Annotated in this window: 15 protein-coding genes and 3 pseudogenes; 6 read left to right on the top strand and 12 right to left on the bottom strand. The window is 39.4% G+C overall.

The annotated features are described in order from the left end of the window. Positions 1–757: 757 nt before the first annotated feature. The 11 genes and pseudogenes from D5R40_RS43465 to D5R40_RS06835 form a co-directional block, all read right to left on the bottom strand. Positions 758–2482, bottom strand: a complete 1725-nt coding sequence (locus tag D5R40_RS43465) for a photosystem I reaction center subunit XI (protein WP_445974445.1) — start codon at positions 2480–2482, stop codon at positions 758–760. 27 nt (positions 2483–2509) lie between these two features. Continuing rightward, positions 2510–3532: pseudogene (locus D5R40_RS43460) on the bottom strand (chlorophyll a/b binding light-harvesting protein); the annotation flags it as partial. 2 nt (positions 3533–3534) lie between these two features. Next, positions 3535–4563, bottom strand: coding sequence for a chlorophyll a/b binding light-harvesting protein (locus tag D5R40_RS06870; RefSeq protein WP_124154412.1), 1029 nt, complete (start codon positions 4561–4563; stop codon positions 3535–3537). Positions 4564–4612: 49 nt separating this feature from the next. Then, the gene (locus D5R40_RS06865) at positions 4613–5464 is read right to left on the bottom strand and encodes a chlorophyll a/b binding light-harvesting protein (RefSeq protein WP_124144416.1); all 852 of its coding nucleotides are present in this window, start codon (positions 5462–5464) and stop codon (positions 4613–4615) included. Positions 5465–6171: 707 nt separating this feature from the next. Next, entirely contained in the window at positions 6172–6372 is a 201-nt protein-coding gene (locus tag D5R40_RS34750; RefSeq protein WP_124144415.1) for a hypothetical protein, read from the bottom strand. Between the two features lie 3 nt (positions 6373–6375). Then, a complete protein-coding gene (locus tag D5R40_RS06855; protein WP_275670335.1) occupies positions 6376–6606 on the bottom strand; it encodes a S8 family serine peptidase in 231 nt (76 codons plus the stop codon). Positions 6607–6634: 28 nt separating this feature from the next. After that, positions 6635–6910: pseudogene (locus D5R40_RS06850) on the bottom strand (M15 family metallopeptidase); the annotation flags it as partial. A 53-nt stretch (positions 6911–6963) separates the two neighbouring features. Continuing rightward, positions 6964–7119, bottom strand: a complete 156-nt coding sequence (locus D5R40_RS34745; protein WP_161564455.1) for a hypothetical protein — start codon at positions 7117–7119, stop codon at positions 6964–6966. A gap of 316 nt (positions 7120–7435) precedes the next feature. Further along, a complete protein-coding gene (purB, locus tag D5R40_RS06845; protein ID WP_124144414.1) occupies positions 7436–8731 on the bottom strand; it encodes an adenylosuccinate lyase in 1296 nt (431 codons plus the stop codon). 468 nt (positions 8732–9199) lie between these two features. After that, on the bottom strand, positions 9200–9391 hold the full coding sequence (locus D5R40_RS06840) for a hypothetical protein (RefSeq protein WP_124144413.1): 192 nt from the start codon (positions 9389–9391) through the stop codon (positions 9200–9202). 37 nt (positions 9392–9428) lie between these two features. Continuing rightward, positions 9429–10110, bottom strand: a pseudogene (locus D5R40_RS06835) (proteasome-type protease). Between the two features lie 806 nt (positions 10111–10916). Between D5R40_RS06835 and D5R40_RS06830 the strand changes: the two are divergent. The 6 genes from D5R40_RS06830 (at position 10917) to D5R40_RS06805 (ending at position 19287) form a co-directional block, all read left to right on the top strand. Further along, positions 10917–11873 (top strand): RNA polymerase sigma factor, RpoD/SigA family, encoded by a 957-nt coding sequence (locus D5R40_RS06830; protein ID WP_124144412.1) that lies wholly within the window; start codon positions 10917–10919, stop codon positions 11871–11873. Between the two features lie 1336 nt (positions 11874–13209). Then, entirely contained in the window at positions 13210–13551 is a 342-nt protein-coding gene (locus tag D5R40_RS06825; RefSeq protein WP_124144411.1) for a DUF760 domain-containing protein, read from the top strand. 72 nt (positions 13552–13623) lie between these two features. Continuing rightward, complete coding sequence (gene mutT, locus D5R40_RS06820) at positions 13624–14025, top strand: 8-oxo-dGTP diphosphatase MutT (protein WP_124144410.1); 402 nt, start codon at positions 13624–13626, stop codon at positions 14023–14025. A 1129-nt stretch (positions 14026–15154) separates the two neighbouring features. After that, on the top strand, positions 15155–17767 hold the full coding sequence (priA, locus tag D5R40_RS06815; RefSeq protein ID WP_124144409.1) for a primosomal protein N': 2613 nt from the start codon (positions 15155–15157) through the stop codon (positions 17765–17767). 239 nt (positions 17768–18006) lie between these two features. Further along, positions 18007–18132 carry a PEP-CTERM sorting domain-containing protein gene (locus D5R40_RS42460; protein WP_124144437.1) on the top strand — a complete coding sequence of 42 codons (126 nt, stop codon included), beginning with the start codon at positions 18007–18009 and terminating at the stop codon, positions 18130–18132. Positions 18133–18522: 390 nt separating this feature from the next. Then, positions 18523–19287, top strand: a complete 765-nt coding sequence (locus D5R40_RS06805; RefSeq protein WP_124144408.1) for an alpha/beta fold hydrolase — start codon at positions 18523–18525, stop codon at positions 19285–19287. Between the two features lie 433 nt (positions 19288–19720). On the opposite strand, the gene D5R40_RS06800 is transcribed toward D5R40_RS06805, so the two are convergent. Continuing rightward, positions 19721–19984 (bottom strand): hypothetical protein, encoded by a 264-nt coding sequence (locus D5R40_RS06800; RefSeq protein ID WP_124144407.1) that lies wholly within the window; start codon positions 19982–19984, stop codon positions 19721–19723. Positions 19985–20193: the final 209 nt, after the last annotated feature.

Here is a 20193-nt window from a genome sequence, read left to right as displayed (position 1 = left end):
CTCAATATACATCTCCAGAAGTGAAGTTTTTGCCCAGGTAGTACAAGGGTTTGAGATTAATTATCAGAGAGTTATAAATTGGTGAGGAGTAAAAACACTTTATAATTATTTACAAACAACTTCTAGGTAATAGAGTTGTCAAAACATTTTTGAGCTGTTAACTGAAGCAGGAGAGTTTCGACTTAGTTAACAATTTGCGATACGGAGCGCGAAATAATACGCTAGTTCTCACAGGCAAGTAGTAACGATGGTGACGCTTTGTATCTTCTGCACTAATCGCGACTTAAACATTTCTTTGGTCTATCTATATAGACATAGACCTCAGAAGAAATCCCGCTCCCTACTAGGAAGGGCGCAGTCAGGGTTTGAGGATTTTTTCTGATGTTGATTGACAAAGACTTAAATGTAGGTATAGACTCAACAGATGCGGTTGGCTTGACCGTCAATGCCTGTGGATGAGTAACCGCCGACGGCCTCACAAGAAGCAGGAAGTAAACATCAATTTGTCACGTTATGTGAAGCTTTGTGTCAGTTTTATAGAGCAGGAAACATAGTAAATATCCGATGAACTAAGGCAGCTATGCTGAGAGCAGAGGGCAGAAGGAACAATTGGATGGGGTTTTTATACCCTTGTTCCCCTAAAGGTAACAGGCGAGTCAGAATTCCCTTCTGCCTACTGCCTCCTGCCTTCTGCCTTTCCTGATAAAAATTAGGAATATTAACTTCTGCCCTTCTTCCCCTGCTCAAGCAAACAAAGTTACAAAATTCCCGCTCGCCCGATTTCTATAAGGATAAAGCAGGCAAAAACTACACCGCCTAGTCCTCCAATGAGAAAACCAGAGGTAAACAAACTCCATTCCTGATAAGTTTGTAGGTTCTCCGGTAAAACGCCTCTTGGTTCTCTAGAACCTTGAAACACTACCGCCCCATAAACAAACAGACAGATACTTAAAATCACTACTAAGCCAGATGCACTACCACCTCCAGCCAGAAGAGCTTGGTCGGTGTTACGCAATGGTCCGAGCTTGAGAAAAGGCCCTAATAATAGGTAGCCATGAGCCATGCCAATTTCTAGACCCCGTGCAATAGGAGATAAACCATTGCGGTAAATTGGCAAGTTCTTAACCCAAGTGATGGTAAGCTGACTGGAATTAATTGGGGTTGCCAAATTACCCAATTGAGGATTGTTCTGGAAAGGCTGTACAATACCAGTCACTAGAGATTCGTTATTAAACTGAGTGTCTCCATAGAGGGCACCGGGATTGAACTTCATATTACTGAAGACAAATCCACTGGCGATCGCTCTAGCTCTGAGACCATGCCAAAAGTGACCTGCCAGTAGCAGACAGGCAAAGATGAGTTGGAACAACATCAGCCAGGTGCGAGGAGTGATTGTACCATCAACATTAGTCACACCTACAGGACCATAAAATACTGAAGGATAGACTGTATCATTCACCCAGACAAAGTAGGCTGCGAAAAAACCCATATAAGCCAGAGCTGCCTGACTATAGGCAAGATATGCCTCTCCCGACCAGACAAAAAGACCCTTAGCCCATTTTGTAGGAGCAGTATTAATATGCCAGAGACCACCCAGAATACAGATACTACCAATCCAAATGTGACCGCCTATTACATCTTCTAAAGAGTTGACAGCAGCCATACCCTTCAACGTCCAGCCATCAGGGGTGATACCGACGAGGTAACCGAAGATAGTCTGTGGGTTGAGAGTGGGTTCAGTAATCAGTCGCACATTGGCGATCGCCGGGTCATACAAACCATCAAAATACATAGCTTTGGCTACTAGCAAAAATGCTCCCATCCCCAGTAGCAGTAGATGAATACCAAGGATAGTAGTCATTTTCTTGCCATCATTCCACTGATAGCCAAATCCCTTTTCATCAAGTTTGTCAGGTCCAAGCACGGCATGGAAAATGCCACCAGCGCCTAGAATTGCTGAACTAACGAGATGGATAACACCAATAGCAAAGTAGGGATAAGTATCAATAATTTCACCATTTGCGCCAACCCCTATACCCAGAGTCGCCATGTGGGGCAGCAAAATCAGTCCTTGGTCGTACATGGCTAGACTAGGATCGAATTTTGATAGCTCAAACAGAGTCATTGCTCCAGCCCCATAAACAAACAGACAGATACTTAAAATCACTACTAAGCCAGATGCACTACCACCTCCAGCCAGAAGAGCTTGGTCGGTGTTACGCAATGGTCCGAGCTTGAGAAAAGGCCCTAATAATAGGTAGCCATGAGCCATGCCAATTTCTAGACCCCGTGCAATAGGAGATAAACCATTGCGGTAAATTGGCAAGTTCTTAACCCAAGTGATGGTAAGCTGACTGGAATTAATTGGGGTTGCCAAATTACCCAATTGAGGATTGTTCTGGAAAGGCTGTACAATACCAGTCACTAGAGATTCGTTATTAAACTGAGTGTCTCCATAGAGGGCACCGGGATTGAACTTCATATTACTGAAGACAAATCCACTGGCGATCGCTCTAGCTCTGAGACCATGCCAAAAGTGACCTGCCAGTAGCAGACAGGCAAAGATGAGTTGGAACAACATCAGCCAGGTGCGAGGAGTGATTGTACCATCAACATTAGTCACACCTACAGGACCATAAAATACTGAAGGATAGACTGTATCATTCACCCAGACAAAGTAGGCTGCGAAAAAACCCATATAAGCCAGAGCTGCCTGACTATAGGCAAGATATGCCTCTCCCGACCAGACAAAAAGACCCTTAGCCCATTTTGTAGGAGCAGTATTAATATGCCAGAGACCACCCAGAATACAGATACTACCAATCCAAATGTGACCGCCTATTACATCTTCTAAAGAGTTGACAGCAGCCATACCCTTCAACGTCCAGCCATCAGGGGTGATACCGACGAGGTAACCGAAGATAGTCTGTGGGTTGAGAGTGGGTTCAGTAATCAGTCGCACATTGGCGATCGCCGGGTCATACAAACCATCAAAATACATAGCTTTGGCTACTAGCAAAAATGCTCCCATCCCCAGTAGCAGTAGATGAATACCAAGGATAGTAGTCATTTTCTTGCCATCATTCCACTGATAGCCAAATCCCTTTTCATCAAGTTTGTCAGGTCCAAGCACGGCATGGAAAATGCCACCAGCGCCTAGAATTGCTGAACTAACGAGATGGATAACACCAATAGCAAAGTAGGGATAAGTATCAATAATTTCACCATTTGCGCCAACCCCTATACCCAGAGTCGCCATGTGGGGCAGCAAAATCAGTCCTTGGTCGTACATGGCTAGACTAGGATCGAATTTTGATAGCTCAAACAGAGTCATTGCTCCAGCCCAGAGTACGATCAACCCTGCATGAGCAATGTGCGCTCCCAATAATTTTCCAGACAAGTTAACAAAGCGAAAATTACCTGCCCACCAAGAATAAGGTTCTTGGGAATCACTAACATAGTTCGCAACATCAACATTATTATCTGTGGAAAAGCCTAAAAACTTTAATGGATTTGATTTAGTTACAGTCATAACTAGCTTACTTGACCTCTTGTAAATGTGACTACTCTGCCTTCGGTGAAGCTATAACCTGCTGCCCGGAGGGCGTGGAATATATGTCCTTGCAGGAAGAAAAATCCTAACCAGAAGTGAGCATTTGCCAACCATACTCTTGCAGTCAAGGCTCCATCAGTACTAACAAACACAGGAAAGCGATCGAACACCAGAGTCAAAGTTGGTCCGAAAAATTCTGTGGGAAATACCAGGGAGTTAACGGACACAAACAATGTTGCGACAAATGCCATTAAGCTGACTGCGCCAATACTGTAAGACAAATATGCTTCTCCTGACCAGACAAATAAGCCTTTAGCCCAGTCAAAGGGTACGGTGCGAATATGCCAGATACCACCCAAAATGCAGATAGCACCAATCCAAATGTGACCGCCTACTACATCTTCTAAAGAGTTAACACCAGCCAGCCAGAAACGTCCTTCTGTACCGAAGAAGTAGCCGAAAATGGTAGTAGGATTTAGAGTGGGACTTGATATTACTCGTACATTTTGAACTACTGGATCGTATAACCCTCCAAATGCAATCGCTTTTGCTACAAGTAAAAATGCTCCGATTCCTAATAAGACTAAATGTATACCTAGAATAGTTGTCATTTTACCTGGATTATCCCAGCTATAGCCAAAGAAGGAAAATTTGTCTTCTAGTTTGGCTGGACCTCTGAGAGCGTGGAATATACCACCTGCTCCTAAAAACGCCGAACTAATCAAATGCAGTACCCCAATCACAAAGTAGGGGTAGGTATCAATGACACCTCCTTCACCAACTCCAAATCCCAAGCGGGCTAGATTAGGCAGTACAATTAAGCCCTGTTCGTACATTGGTAGGGAGGAATCAAAGTTGGCAACTTCAAACAAAGTAATAGCTCCAGCCCAGAGTACAATTAAGCCAGCATGGGCTACATGAGCGCCCAATAGCTTACCAGATAGGTTAACAAGCCGAGCATTACCTGCCCGCCAAGGGATTTGCAGATTCTCATCAGTTACGACAGTCATTACTATTGTTCTCCTTATATAATGATTGAACTTAGATTTTGACTTCTATTCAAGCAGGTGTAATAGGTGTAACATTCTTAGCCATAAAGTCAAAGAACGTTCCATAAAATACTTTACGAGTAGCAGCTCGCGCTCGGTAAGCGTGCCATAAATGTCCGAGCAAAGCTAGGAAACCTAATCCAGCATGAACGGTAGCAAGAGCAGTTCGCACAGAGTCGCTGCCAATAGGACTATAAAACACGCTAGGATAAACAGTTTCGTTGGTGGAGATAAAGACAGCTACGCTAAATCCTGCGATCGCAAGTGCCCCTAAACTGTAAGACAAGTAAGCCTCTCCGGACCAAATTAGTATTTGTTTTGCCCAACCCGTAGGTTTGGAAATAATGTGAAATAGACCACCAACAGTGCAGAGTAGGCTCACCCAGACATGACCACCGACCACATCTTCGAGATTATCTACGCTAGCCATGCCAGTAATTGTCCAACCATTAGGACTAAAGCCAAACAGATAACCGAAAATTCTTACGGGATCGAGATTAGGCTGTATTAACCTTACTTGTTCTATTAGTGGATCGTAAATACCACCTAAAACCGTTGCTTTAATGACCAATAGAGATGCTCCCACCCCCAACAGCACTAGATGAATACCCAAAATAGTAGTCATCTTGTTGCCATCTTCCCAGTCGTAGCCAAAACCTTTCTCATCAAGCTGTTTCGGCCCTAAAACTGCATGGTAGATACCTCCTGCTCCCAAAACAGCAGAACTGATGAGATGCAGCATACCGATGACATAGTAGGGATAGGTGTCGATTGTTTGTACCCCTGCTTCGATACCAATACCTAATGTTGCTAGATGAGGTAGTAATATTAGTTTTTGCTCGTAATTGCCAAGTGTTTGCATAGAGATTTGGTCCTCAGTCTGATGAAGATCAGTTAAAGAAGGCTCTATAGCAGTCCTAAATAATTTGTAAAAATCCCAAAGTAGAATAAAAATTTTGATGATGATTATTCCTTATACCTTTGCTCTGTTGGATATTTTCTACATAGCGGAAATAGGACTACTATAATTGAGCTTTATTATCAATAATTTTATTTGAACACAATTAATATTTTTTATCAACAATAAAATATGAAGTTTTATTAAGGGGTATCTGTTACATCAATTGAGTTGGGGTTGGAGAGCAAGTAAGAAATAGCAGGAAAATCTAGGAGATATATAAGAAACAATTAGTTTAGTAGTCCTAGTAGCAAGAAATGTTCATCATGCACAATCCTTTTTTTTATGGGTGATATTATTTATAATTTATTCAAAAAATCACCTAACATAACCTTAATTTTATTGATATAGATTCTTAATAAGTTCTTAAACATATTTTAGGACTTATATCATGTCCATTTGTTTAATAGCAGCCTGGGAAAAACCGATCCTCTGCACGGATACTAAATCTACTGAGAGCGTTCGCTAATGCCATTCGCCCCTACTCTCCTACTCCCCACTCCCAAATATATGATAAGTATTCAACCGGATTTAATATCATTAGTAATAACAAGCACGATCGATGTTTGTGAGAAATACTATCAGCAAATAGCTAGGCTATTTCTTAGGAGTTATATCAGACTTTTATCTATTGGGTAGTTCCTGCAATTTGTGAATATACTAGCGCATACTGCTATATCTTTAGTCATTGCTAAATCTTTCTCAATTCTCTTCCTTCGATGCCTCCTGACTCCTGACTCCTGAATTTCCCTCCTGGGAGGGGGAGGGGCGAGGGGTGAGTTGACTCCTAAAATAATTAAGATTAATATCATACACTAATTCACCAACGTCAATAATTTTTCAGCATCGATCAAACCAAAACCCCATTTTGGGTCGAAACTGCCAACAGGTTTTCCAGGAATAAAACTACTTGAATGCAAACGTTGCTTAATTTCTTCAGGGGTTAACTGCGGCTCCTTTTCCAACAGTAACGCTACCAACCCAGTAATAAACGGCGTTGCCATACTCGTACCTGCCATCACGTTATGAAACTGGTCAACTTGCATCATTGAGGAACAAGTAGAAGCAGACGACAACTGCAGCACCACGATTATGTCGAGAACCTTTCTCAGGATTAGCAAAATAACAAGAATCTGGCAAAACTTCCCACATCTTTTTTGTCACTGATAGAGGTCGATAGCAATCATAAACTTTTAAACCTAATCCTATTATTTTTAAATCTGCCTGGACTTGTGATAATTTTTCTGCTACTTCTTTTCTTCAAGCACATTTTGCTACAGGGTATAATTTTTGGTTGAGGAAATTATTTGTAGTGGCATAGCGAATATCTAAAATAATCTCATGATTCAGACAAACTCAAAACCAGTAACTTTTTGTTGGGTTTTGCTACCGCTCAACCCAACCTACATTTTTAAGCTTATTAGTCTACTAATAGGTAAGCTTGGTAAAGCATTAGCGATCGCTCCAATAGTTGCAGTAGTAGCACCACCAGTTGCTGTTGGAGCATTAGTTTCGTGATTAGCGCGTGATGAATTTTTACTAATTATCACCAAACTCATAGTTCCGCTCAACCCGGTCTTACTTTAATTGGGTGCAGTTAGCGGAACTACAAATTGAGATTTTTTCTTATAGAAACTTCAGTTTAGGAGCTACCGAAATTCTTAATTGGAATTACTGATTAATTCAGAACCAAAAACAATTTCACCAAATTATAGCGTTAAATTTGGTATGAATAAATAAGTAAGTTATAGCTTCAATAATTCAACCTAACTTGTAAAAACAGCCAAGTATTTTCTTGGTGTATCTTATCTTGATCGCTCAACATTTGAAAGTCACTATCAAGGGAAAAAATCTCTACATACTCAAAATAAAACTTCAAATACCTAATCTTTGATACACATCATCCAAATGTTTTAAATGATGTTTCGGGTCAAAACAAGCTGCAATTTCTGCCTCAGATAACTTACTTTTAATTTCTTCATTTTTGCAAATTAAATCCTGAAAATTACCATTTGGTTGATTCCAAGCTTGATGGGCGCAAGACTGAACAATTTGATAAGCATCCTCTCGAATCATGCCTTTTTCTACTAATGCCAAAAGCACTCGCTGACTAAAAATTACCCCTCCATAAACATTCATATTTCGCTTCATGTTTTCTGGGTAAACTAACAAATTTTTGACTAAATTAGTAGTTTCTTTGAGCATAAAATGAGTTAAAATGCAAGCATCCGGCAAAATCACTCTTTCAACAGAACTATGGGAAATATCTCGTTCGTGCCAGAGAGCAACATTTTCCAAAGCGGCAACGGCATGACCCCGCACAATTCTCGCCATTCCCGTTAACCTTTCCGAACGAATGGGGTTGCGTTTGTGGGGCATGGCGCTCGAGCCTTTTTGACGCTTAGAAAAATATTCCTCAACCTCTAAAACATCGGTACGTTGAAGGTTACGAACTTCTACAGCAAAACGTTCTATAGAAGCAGTCAGCAACGCTAAAGTTTGCACATACTCAGCATGGCGATCGCGTGAAATTACTTGAGTAGATGCAGTATCCGGTTGAAGTCCCAGTTTTTGGCAGGCGATCGCCTCAACTCGTGGGTCAATATTTGCATAGGTTCCCACTGCTCCAGAAATCTTACCCACAGCAATATTATCACGCATTTTTACCAATCTCTGGCGGTTGCGACAAACTTCTGCCAACCATCCTGCCAACTTAAAACCAAAAGTTATAGGTTCCGCATGAATACCATGGGAACGACCTACCATCACAGTTTCCCGATGCTGTTGTGCCTGATAGCGAATTGCTTGTCCCAACTCTTCAACACATGACAACAACAGATCCAGACTCGCAACCATCTGTAATGCTAATGCAGTATCCAAAACGTCAGAACTTGTCAACCCTAAGTGAATATACCGCCCAACATCACCAACATACTCATTCACATTTGTCAAGAAAGCAATCACATCATGGCGGACTTCTGCCTCAATTTCGAGAACCCGCTTTGGGTCAAAATTAGCCTTGGCCTTGATTTCTTCTACTGCCTCAGCAGGTATGTACCCAAGTTCTGCCTGAGCTTCACAGACAGCTATTTCTACTTGTAACCAAGTTTTTAGCTTGGCATTCTCAGTCCAAAGTTCACCCATTTCGGGCAAGGTGTAACGTTCAATCACACTCTATAATAAAATTAAAACAACCGTTACATTGTATAGCAGGGAACAGGGAACAGGGGACAGTTGGAAAAAAATTTTCTAGTCTAAGATTCGTCATTAGTCTATGTCCTAACCAATTCTTTCTAACTATACTATTGACAACCACAAATGGGGAAAACTGAAAAATTATAGCCCTACGCGCTAGGGAGTAGGGATCAGGGAATAGGGAATCACAAACTGTAAAAGGATTTTAGGATTGAAAAATGTCCTAACCAAGTTCTTGTAGTATTACAACGCATCTAAATTTTTTTACCAACGATCAAGATTTATCGTCCAAAAAGACACTCCGCGATGGGGGTGAAACTATATTAGAGGGATAGAATTCTGTTCTACTTGCGCGATCGCTTAATTCGATTAATTTATACCAATTACCATGAATTAATGCTTAACTTAGGTAGCATTTAAATTATTAAAGAAGCACCTCAGCGTTCAGCTTTTCCTGCGGAATGCTGCGCAAACAGCTTTCAGCAGATTTTTTTTGAGATGTTCTCGTTTGCGGAGCATTCCGGAAATACGTTGTACTGTGTAAGTGGTAATTCTGATGTTTATTTCTCCCCCACTCCCCCACTCCCTGACTCCCGTACTCCCCCACTCCTCCACTCCCTTGTGTTGTTCAATCAATCAAAATATCTTCCTGAGATTCTTGAGAATCATGTAATCAGTTTAAATCTGGAATTTCATCAAGAACTTGTTTGATAGACTCCTCCCATAACTTTCGCACTTTAGCTAAATGAAGGATCGCCCAGACGCATTTGCAGGCGATGCCGAATTTGAAAACTATCCTTTTCATACATCACCAAATTAATCGGAGGTCCCACAGAAAGATTAGATTTCATTGTAGAATCTAGAGAAACTAAAGCACATTTAGCAGCAGCTTCTAAAGAAGTATAAAAACTTAAAGCACGGTCTAAAATTGGTTTGCCATACTTAGTCTCACCTATTTGTAGAAAAGGTGTTTCTTTTGTAGCAGAAATACAATTCCCTTGAGAATAAATCAAAAATAATTCAGGATCTTGTCCTTTAATTTGACCCCCTAGTAATATACTGCATCCAGTGTCAATTCGATCCTTTTGTAGCCAAGAGCGGTCTTTTTCTTGAATCTGTCGAATTTTACTCCCAATATAGCGAGCAATTTCGTAAAGGGTAGGAATAGTATGAAGATTAGTATCCTCAGAAATCTTGAAGTCTTTTTTTAGTTCAGTGATTACTCCTTGAGTAATTGACAAATTTCCAGAAGTGCTGATGAGGATAACCCGCTCTCCAGTCAGAGAAAAATCAAATAGCTTCAGGTAAGTGGAAATATAGTCTACTCCCGCATTAGTACGAGAGTCAGAGGCCATTTAAATACCAGATTCAGTAATAATACCAAGGCAATAAGTCATATATTAAGTAACTCAACCGCTTCGCGGAAGCCAAAAATGACTAAGTAATTCTGAGCAAACATTTCGCTGCGAAATGTTATGCAAACAGAATTAAAGACATACTCAAGATAGTCAAAAGTTTAAAATTGAAAGTCAAAAGTCAAGTAAATATACTTCATATACTCTTTTTTTGACCTTGTTTAAGTATTTTTGCAAAATTTTTGTGATTTTGTTGTGCAGGATGCAATTTTTTTAAGAATTTATGAGTACCCTCTTATAGATAATTTAACTAATTTAGGTAATTAAACTCATTCATCTGAAAAATCATCCTTATAGGTATAGCCATAAGACGTAATAAATGTTAACATTCTTAACATAGTATTGAGTAGTGTAAAGGCCATCATAATTATCTGAATAGATAAGAAACGAAAAAGCTGTACTTTAGGCCAATCCAATCTGGATTCTGTACTAAAGCACTTGAATCTTAGTCAAAATCTAATCTAAATTCTCAAAAAATAGTAAAACTTCTTTTATTGTCCACAAATTCTTACAAATAGATTCAAAAGATAAAAGATAATTTGGTTTTTTGACCAGATCTAAAATCTCAGAAATATCAAATTTATAATTTAGAATTTCTGTAGGCCAAATTAATTATATCAAATGGCCATAGAACAAACTTCTTAAAAAAAATCCAAGGAAAGCGCAATACCCGCCCGCTTTTCTTGCTAACTCAAAACAGGGCGCTCGAAACCCTACCAGTAGAGATATCTAGCGGGAGAAGAGTTATGAAGACAAAAATCTCAGACACCGATTCTGTACGCACTTACCTCAGAGAAATTGGCCGTGTCCCCCTATTAACCCATGAAGAAGAAATTCTTTATGGAAAACAAGTACAACGCTTCACAGCTTTGCATGAAGTAAATAAGACCCTCACCGAAAGTTTAGGCCGCGAACCGACAATAGCAGAATGGGCTGAGGCCACAAACTTATCTAGTCATGAATTGCAGCGAATTGTTCGCGAAGGTGAAAGAGCCAAACGAAAAATGGTGGAGGCCAATCTACGATTGGTAGTATCTGTTGCTAAAAAGTATATCAAACGAAATGTAGATTTGCTTGACTTAATACAGGAAGGCACTATCGGTATGCAGAGAGGGGTAGAAAAATTTGACCCTACCAAGGGCTATAGATTTTCCACTTATGCTTATTGGTGGATTCGCCAGGCCATAACTAGGGCCATAGCAGAAAAAGGTCGTACAATTCGTTTGCCGATTCACATTACAGAAAAGCTGAATAAGATCAAAAAAGCCCAACGCCAACTAACTCAAGAGTTAGGACGCTCTGCCACTACCCATGAAATAGCAGAAGAACTAGGTTTCACTCCAAAACAAATTCGTGAATGTTTGGAACGCGCTCGCTTACCTCTATCACTAGATTTACGGGTAGGGGACAATCAAGATACGGAGTTAGGAGACCTACTAGAAGATACAGGAGCTTCTCCAGAAGATTATGCTCTCCAATCTTCCATGCGTAGTGATTTAGAATCAATTATGACTGACCTGACTCCCCAACAAAAGCAAGTTTTGGCATTAAGATTTGGCTTAGAGGATGGACAAAGTATGACTCTCTCAAAAATTGGCGATCGCCTAAATATTAGTCGTGAAAGAGTACGACAAATAGAAAGAGAAGCTCTAAGTAAACTTCGTAAAAGAAAACAAGATATGAATGATTATTTAGCTAGTTAACTTTTCTGGCGGAAAGTCCCCACCCTATAATATTTGATTCAGAGCCCTATGGGAGAGCCATAATATGGAATACTAATGGGCATAGGGGGAAGACATTACCTCTATACAAGCTGCAACTCTTCTGCGGGTTAATCCCGCGTTGTTGCTCAAGTGTAGCGTCGGGAGTTTATCAAAACCTATCTAAAATGGAGCGAGAGGACTCTCGGTATAATCTTAGATTTACCGGAAGGTGAATCGTGACCAAAATAAAAACAGATACTGACCTTGATTTGCAAGAGTCTAACTTAACACCACTCATCTGGCAAAAGGCAAGAGAAAATATATCTAATTCAATCGTTTTATCGGAATAGTATTTGCTTGCCCACTTAATTTTTTTAAGAAGATTGCTACTTGTACACCACTACCGAATTATGTTATAATCACGAAATAATGCGTCATGTGTCAGTTGCAAAAGTGATTTGTCATTGAGGTGTTACTGCCGCCTTTACAGATAGTGGTTCAACAAATTGACTGTGTAGGCGCACTGTCGGGGGTTGGAAACAATCTAGATAAGTGCCACTCAAGCAGTAAACCTAAATCATGAGGTTTGGGAATTCCTCGTTATAATCGAGCGACTTAACGAGTGAGGATGTCAATAACCCTGTAAAGAAATAGAACAAGAAGCAGAGGAAATAAAATACTTTTTCTCTGCTTTAGCTTTCTCAGATTCTAAATCAATTTATCAATCATATCATGTCCATTGGTATAGTTTGTATAAAAACTTGGTAAATCTCTACTTTTTCTTTCTTCCTTATAGTTCATAAAATATTGCTACAGTCACAACATAGGGAACAGGGAACAGGGAAAGAAAAACAGGATTAAAAAGAGGAAAAAGTGTTGAATTTTTATAATTTATGGAATTGATGATTTTTTATTGTCGGAATCAATTACCAATTAAGATGTCACTACCTTTTTTGAATTTGTTATTGCTTGCACTCGATCATACCGATGCTGTCGGACTTGAGTTATATTGACATTTAAAGCTTCAAAATGTATTATTACATAATATATACTTATAGAGCCTATTAAAATGATATGCAAATTTTGTCCCAACCAATGGTTAATATTCTAGCTGCCATAATTTCTACGCACATTTTAAGCTAGCTTTTAAATAATGGACATTGGAAATACCTGAAGTAATAATTTCGGTTATATCTACTTTGATGTGACAATTATGCTGTTACATTAGTTTATAGGAAGTAAGAATATTAACAACCCCAATATATTATGTGGTTAAGTCAATCAACCACATTTGATTTGTCGATATAAACAAAGTTTCTGAAACGGAGTTAGTAAAGTGACCAATAGAAGAAATCAAACCCGAGAGTTTTTTGAAGAAAGTTCAGAAGGAAGTAATTTACTCTGGGAATATGTCCAATCTATGAGTTCAGACACAGTTTCTCAATTATCAAAGCCAAATTCTCAAGAAGTTTTTCAAGTGATGGAAAGAAACATTGTTGGACTTTTAGGCAATCTACCCTCAGAACAATTTAATGTAAGTGTAACAACCAGTAGAGAAAATTTAGGTAAGTTATTAGCTTCAGCAATGATCAGTGGTTATTTTCTCAGAAATGCTGAACAGAGAATGACATTTGAAAAATCTTTGCCAGGAAATCAAATCAGCAATAATGAAGGTTAATTAATTAAGTTTTGATCGTCCTCTTGGTTAATTAACCAGGGGATTTTTGTTTGAAATAGAAAAGATTAAAATATGATATTGCCTCATAAGTTAATTGGTGTTGCTGTCATCTGGAATGAAGCAGGACAAATTTTAATTGATAAACGACTACCTGGGGGTGCATTTGGCGGTTTATGGGAATTTCCAGGTGGCAAAATAGAAGCAGGGGAAACAATAGAAGATTGTATTAAAAGAGAAATCTTAGAGGAGTTAGGAATTGAGATTGCAGTAGAAGAACATTTAATTACTATAGAACATAGTTATTCTGAAGTTAAAGTAACACTTCATGTCTATCATTGTCGCTATTTGCGGGGAACACCAAAAACTATAGAATGTGATGAGTTTAAGTGGGTAACTTTAGATAATATCGAGCAATTTACATTTCCTCAAGCAAATAGTCAGATTATTACTGCTCTGAAAAAAAATCCACATTAATTGACATGCTCTACGGTCTGTTTCGACTGTCGCCGACATATTTACAGCAATTAAATTCAGCAATTAAATTAAATACATCAGGACTTACGCAAAGACACTATATATAGCGCATGGTAAATAGAGCGATTGCTGACGCAAAGCTCCGCTAACGCTATGATTTTTGTCAGCGATCACCTACTATTTTTGATTCTATATCTATCCATAAAAACTTAAATAACCGTCATTTTAATTGTAGGATATGGCGTTGGTGAATCAAGCTATGAAACCTAAATTTAGCCAAATATAAAATGTTTTTCAGTTAATAGTTAGACAATTGCCATTCAAGCACAATCATAACCACGCATCACCAACGCCTAGGATATTTGAGCTCTGATACTAGATATTTGGATAATAATTGATGTTTGAGTTGATAAATAGTCAGGACTTAGGGAAAGACACTATATATGGCGCATTGCAAATAGAGCGATTGCTGACGCAAAGCTCCGCTAACGCTATAATTTTAACAGAGCGATCGCCCAGTATTTCTGATTCTATATCTATCCATAAAAACTTAAATAACCGTCATTTTATAGCAGTTTTCATTAACATAGAATACAGTTATTAAGTCTGTAATTATTAAACTTCAAAGATACTTATATTTTGTCTGTAGTTTACCTTTTGCTCTGCAACATATAAAGCGGAGCTTTGCGGGAGCAAAAGACGGATTCCGACCGCTTGCGTCTGTCGCTGACGCGGGGTGGCACCGCTGTTCCCTGTTCTCTATTCCCTAAAAGCATAAAACTTTGTACCTTGTACCTTGTACCTGATCAACTCGAAAACTGCTGTAATATAAAATCCGGTTATATAGTTATCGCACTCTCTACTTCCATTCAATGCACACATAAAATGCCGGAATATCCCCAGATTTTTCCCTCCTTTCTGCTTCCTTTCTGCTTCCTTTCTCCTGACTCCTGAGTTATACGATAACTAATTATCCGAATACTATATAAATGTTTCATACCATGGAACTTCCCTAAAACATCCATGACGTTGCTAGCAAAATCTTGCCAGATATAGTAAGCTAGTGCAAACAAATTTAGGGAGATACATTAGCAAAACACCCTACTTGTCCTCTAGTTAATTTGGCAAAATGTCCCAAACTACTCAAGCACTCTCAAAACCAATATTGGCTGAACCTGGATCGTCTTACATGAACAACCATCCTCAAGAGTCGCAAGAGTGGGTGGAAGTTTTAGTTGATGTTCCTTTCAAAACTTCAACAGATGATGCTGAAGATGAGGAAAAGTTATTTACCTACAAAATACCTCCCGATCTGGACATTCAACCAGGAGACATTTTAACAGTACCCTTTGGCAGTCAACAGGTAGGGGCGATCGCCATTCGCAAAACCTCCCAACTACCAGAAGGGTTAACGAGCGATCGCATCAAAAATGTATCGGACATTATTACTAGAGGTTTTTTCCCTCCCACTTATTGGCAACTTATAGAAAAAGTTGCTAGTTATTATCAAACACCTATTATTAGAGTTATTCGCACCGCTCTACCACCAGGGTTACTCAAACGTAGTCAACGACGCATCCGCATTATAGAAGAAGCAATACCAACAGGTGCAGAAATTTTTCTCAATGCTACCGCTAAAAAAATTCTGGAAGTTCTGCAAAATTCTAAAACCAAAGATTACACCTGGCAATATATCCAACGTCAAGTCAAAAGTGCTAACAGAGGATTAAAAGATTTACTCCAACGAGGTTGGGTAGAAAGTTATCTCGAACCTCCTTCTCCTCCAAAACCAAAATTGAGACAAGCTGTAACTTTAGTTGTTCAAAACTTACCGAGAGATTTAACCCCACGTCAACAAGAAGTAATGGAAGTACTACGGCGAAACGGTGGGGAAACATGGTTAACTGAATTGCTTAACAGTTGCAAAACTAATTCTTCTGTGGTCAGAAAACTAGAAGAAAAAGGCTATGTCATCATAGAAGCACAGGAGGTGTTGCGACGAGAAGAGGGTAGAGGCAATATCAGAGATGAAATCAAAATACTGACCCCATATCAAGCAGAAGCATTAACAACTATTACCCAAATACAAGAATTTGCTCAAGTGCTGTTGCATGGAGTTACGGGGTCTGGAAAAACAGAAGTATACTTACAGGCGATCGCTCCCATCCTGGAAAATGGCAAATCTGCTCTTGTACTTGTTCCTGAAATTGGTCTAACACCCCAACTGACCGATAGATTTCGCGCTCGTTTCGGAAACAAAGTCTACGTTTACCATAGCGCTCTGTCTCCGGGGGAACGTTACGATACCTGGCGTAATATGACATGGGGTATTCCTCAAGTTATTATTGGCACTCGCTCCGCCATCTTTGCTCCATTACCAAAATTAGGTTTAATTGTATTAGACGAAGAACACGATAATAGTTTCAAACAAGACCGCCCCACTCCTTGTTATCATGCTCGCACCGTAGCAAAATGGCGAGCTGAACTCGAAAACTGCCCATTAATATTAGGTTCCGCAACACCCTCTTTAGAAAGTTGGTTAGAAACAAGAGAATACCACCCAGAAAACTTGAGTCAAGGAGATCTTAATCTAGGAGAAAATGTAGATGAAAATGTTTCCCCAAAACCTAACACCCAAAACCTAACACCTAAAACCTACTACCTGTCATTACCAGAGCGCGTCCACTCACGACCAATGCCACCTATAGAAATAGTGGATATGCGCCAACAACTGCGACAGGGAAACCGGACAATGTTCAGCTATCCTCTACAAGAAGCACTGCAACAGTTACAGGAAACAAAACAACAAGGCATTTTATTCATCCACCGTCGCGGTCACAGCACATTTGTATCTTGTCGTAGTTGCGGTTATGTAATGGAATGTCCCCATTGCGACGTTTCACTTTCCTATCATTATACTCACGAAGGGGGGACTCAACTGTTACGTTGTCATTACTGCAATTACACTCAACTACAACCCCAACGTTGCCCTGAATGTGATTCTCCTTTTTTTAAATTTTTTGGCAGTGGTACTCAAAAGGTAACTCAAGAGTTAACTAGACAATTTCCCGATTTACGATGTATTAGATATGATAGCGACACTACTCGCACCAAAGATGCACATCGAATATTGTTAACTCAGTTTGCTAATGGAGAAGCAGATTTATTAATTGGTACTCAAATGTTGACCAAAGGTTTAGATTTAGCCCAAGTAACATTAGTAGGAGTTGTTTCTGCCGATGGGTTACTACATTTTTCAGATTATCGTGCCAATGAACGTGCTTTTCAAACATTGTTGCAAGTAGCGGGACGTGCTGGTCGTGGAGATAATCCGGGGCAGGTAATTATTCAGACTTATACTCCCGAACATCCTGTGATTCAAGCAGTGCAACGTAATGATTATGAGTCTTTTGTGGAGACTGAATTACAGACGAGAGCAGAGTTACTATATCCTCCTTATGGGCGGTTAATTTTGTTGCGTTTGAGTAGTTATGACCCGACTGAAGTAGCGGTAACTGCTCAAAAGTTAGCAAGTGTGTTAATGGAAAAAGCGGAAGCAGGAAAATACGATTTATTGGGGCCTGCACCTGCTCCTATTGCTAGAGTCGCTAATCGTTATCGGTGGCAGATTTTGTTAAAATTATTATCGGGATGTGAGGATGTACCCGATTTGACTAAGTTGATTAATTTTTGCCCGCCAGCGGTAAGTTTAACTGTGGATGTCGATCCGATGAGTTTGTGATAAATTTAGTTTGCGCAACTACTTCGGACTATTAGTTATTGTAAGTTATTGCGACTGGAACGGAGAGGAGGGAAGCAATCTCAGGGATTGTGGTGGGCCTCCTATTTAGTTTATCGAACATAAGTATTATGAAGATTTGATGAAGTAGGCAAAATGTAGTTGACACCTGGGGGGGGAGCATATAGGATAGGGAGGAATTTGATAACAAAGACAACGGAGAAGACAGTGGTTCAGCTTACCTGTTTACCACTAATACTCAATCAACACCTGACCCTAAATCAACACCAGAACCATCATCACTCTTAGGAATAGCAGGCACCGTTGCGATCGCAGCCTTATCCCGAAAAAAGCAGCAGAAAAAATAACAAGAAAAATTTCTCATAGCTAACTTATCAAGCACGGAATTCAGCTTCTAAATCTTTGCTTGATTTTTTTTGAGAGTTCTACTTATATTTTCACAACTTACGCACGGAAACTAAATATAGTGATAGCGAAGGACATTAATCCCTACATATAGCCTTTTCAACGCATATTTGCCCCCCGTCCTGAAAATGCTATAAAAAACTTGTAAATAATATAGATGGAAAAAATCCATCAAAACTGGACATAGCCATAATTCCTAGCTTTTTTGCCTAGCAATAGCTAGTGCTTACACAGCAAAAGTTTGTAGGACTATTGTAGCAGTTCCAAAATGGAACTCAACACAAAGCATAATATTTTCAGTAAACACTTATACATGAGAACAAACTAAAAATATGGTAGATGTTTTCTTTAATACTTGGGATAATGGGGGATTAAATAATTCACGCTCTATAGACACAAGCGATCCTACTTATGTAATCGTACATGGTTTCCAAAGTACGGGTGGAAATCCAGGTAATAATTTCACCCCTCAAAGTTGGATGTCAGAAATGGCACAAAATATACGAGATTTGGAAGGCAATGATGCTAACATTTTGTTAGTAGATTGGCAAGAAGGCGCTAATACTCTCAATTATTTTGCTGCTGCTGATAGAGTTGATGATGTGGGAGTTGAGGTAGCAGACTATTTGTTGAGTCAAGGTGTTAATCCTACCGATACTACTCTTATCGGTCACAGTTTAGGTGCTCATGTGATGGGTGAAGCAGGAGAAGAATTTCGCGAACGAAGTGGCGAAGTCGATCAACTTATTGGTCTCGATCCAGCAGGTCCTGAGTTTGAAGGAGGTTGGTTCTCTAGTGCTAACCCCACAGACGATCGCTTAGATCCAAGTGATGCGGATAGAGTTGTTGCTTTCCATACAAGCAGTACATTGGGATACGATGACCCATTAGCTGACTTAGATGTATATATTAACTGGGACGATCTATTCCAACCAGGTTCCTTTAGTTTTGTAGGTAATCACAGCTACGCTCACACATTGTATAACGATCTATTAGATGGGTTCACATTCCCGCAAAGTGACGACACTACTTTATCACTCTCAACTATTAATGGTAACACGACAGGTTCAGTATTTGTAGATACTTTCGCTGTATAGTCTAATGGATAAGGTGACACTGTTTTCCTAATCAAGGCAATAACAACTGTAGCATTAGCAATGCTTTGCCTGAAAAACTAACAAAAAAATAGTGGTTTGCATATAAATTAATCACAAACCGCTATATTTTTTTACCTATATTTCTCTTAAGATTCTGCTTGAGTTCTTTGTATTGCTTTCTCGATTTTTTCTACATCTTCTCCTTTACCTTGTTCTTTTAATAGGTCTCATATCAATTACCATGCATTAATGCTATACTTCCGATGAACTTCAGTTATTAAGTAATAATAATCGTTTAGTAATGTTTATAACGATTATCGGCATTAAACCAAGATATCTTACCTCTTTTCACCCTACTCCCTACTTCCTACTCCCTACTCTCAAGGAAATATTGTTTGTAACTGCTATCTAGAGAAAAGTTTTTATTGCTATCTCAATAGCCAAAATATCGTAAGTTGCAGTTAACCTTGTTGCCAAGAGGTACTAATTCTATTGTGAGGCAAAAACTATCAACAAATTCTAACCGTATTGTTTCCCCTCGCGATAACTGGTGGATTTTTGTAGGTAAATCTTCTTCCAGGAGCATAGAGATATCGGGGTCTAAAAATACTTTGATTTGTTCTTTGCCTATTTCGATCAAGATGGGGCGATCGCACCAGTAACAAAAACGCCTAATTCCCATTTCAAAATAAGACAATTCTCCTAAGACATCTTCCGGAGGAGCAGCAAATTTTTCTAATAAAAGTTCTCCTCATCTGATTTGAAATTTATCTTTTCCCTTATGGGTTTAATACCCCACCGTCAACGGGGGTGCTTAAAATTGTTTGGGGTTAGAATCCCAAACAATTTTCCCTTCTGCCTTCTGCCTTCTGCCTTCTGCCTTCTGCCTTCTGCCTTCTGCCTTCT

Origin of the sequence: Okeania hirsuta (genome assembly GCF_003838195.1) — a bacterium.
Classification (GTDB): domain Bacteria; phylum Cyanobacteriota; class Cyanobacteriia; order Cyanobacteriales; family Microcoleaceae; genus Okeania; species Okeania hirsuta.
The sequence above is the reverse complement of the archived record's forward strand: the minus strand, read 5'-3'. Positions and strand labels throughout refer to the sequence as shown.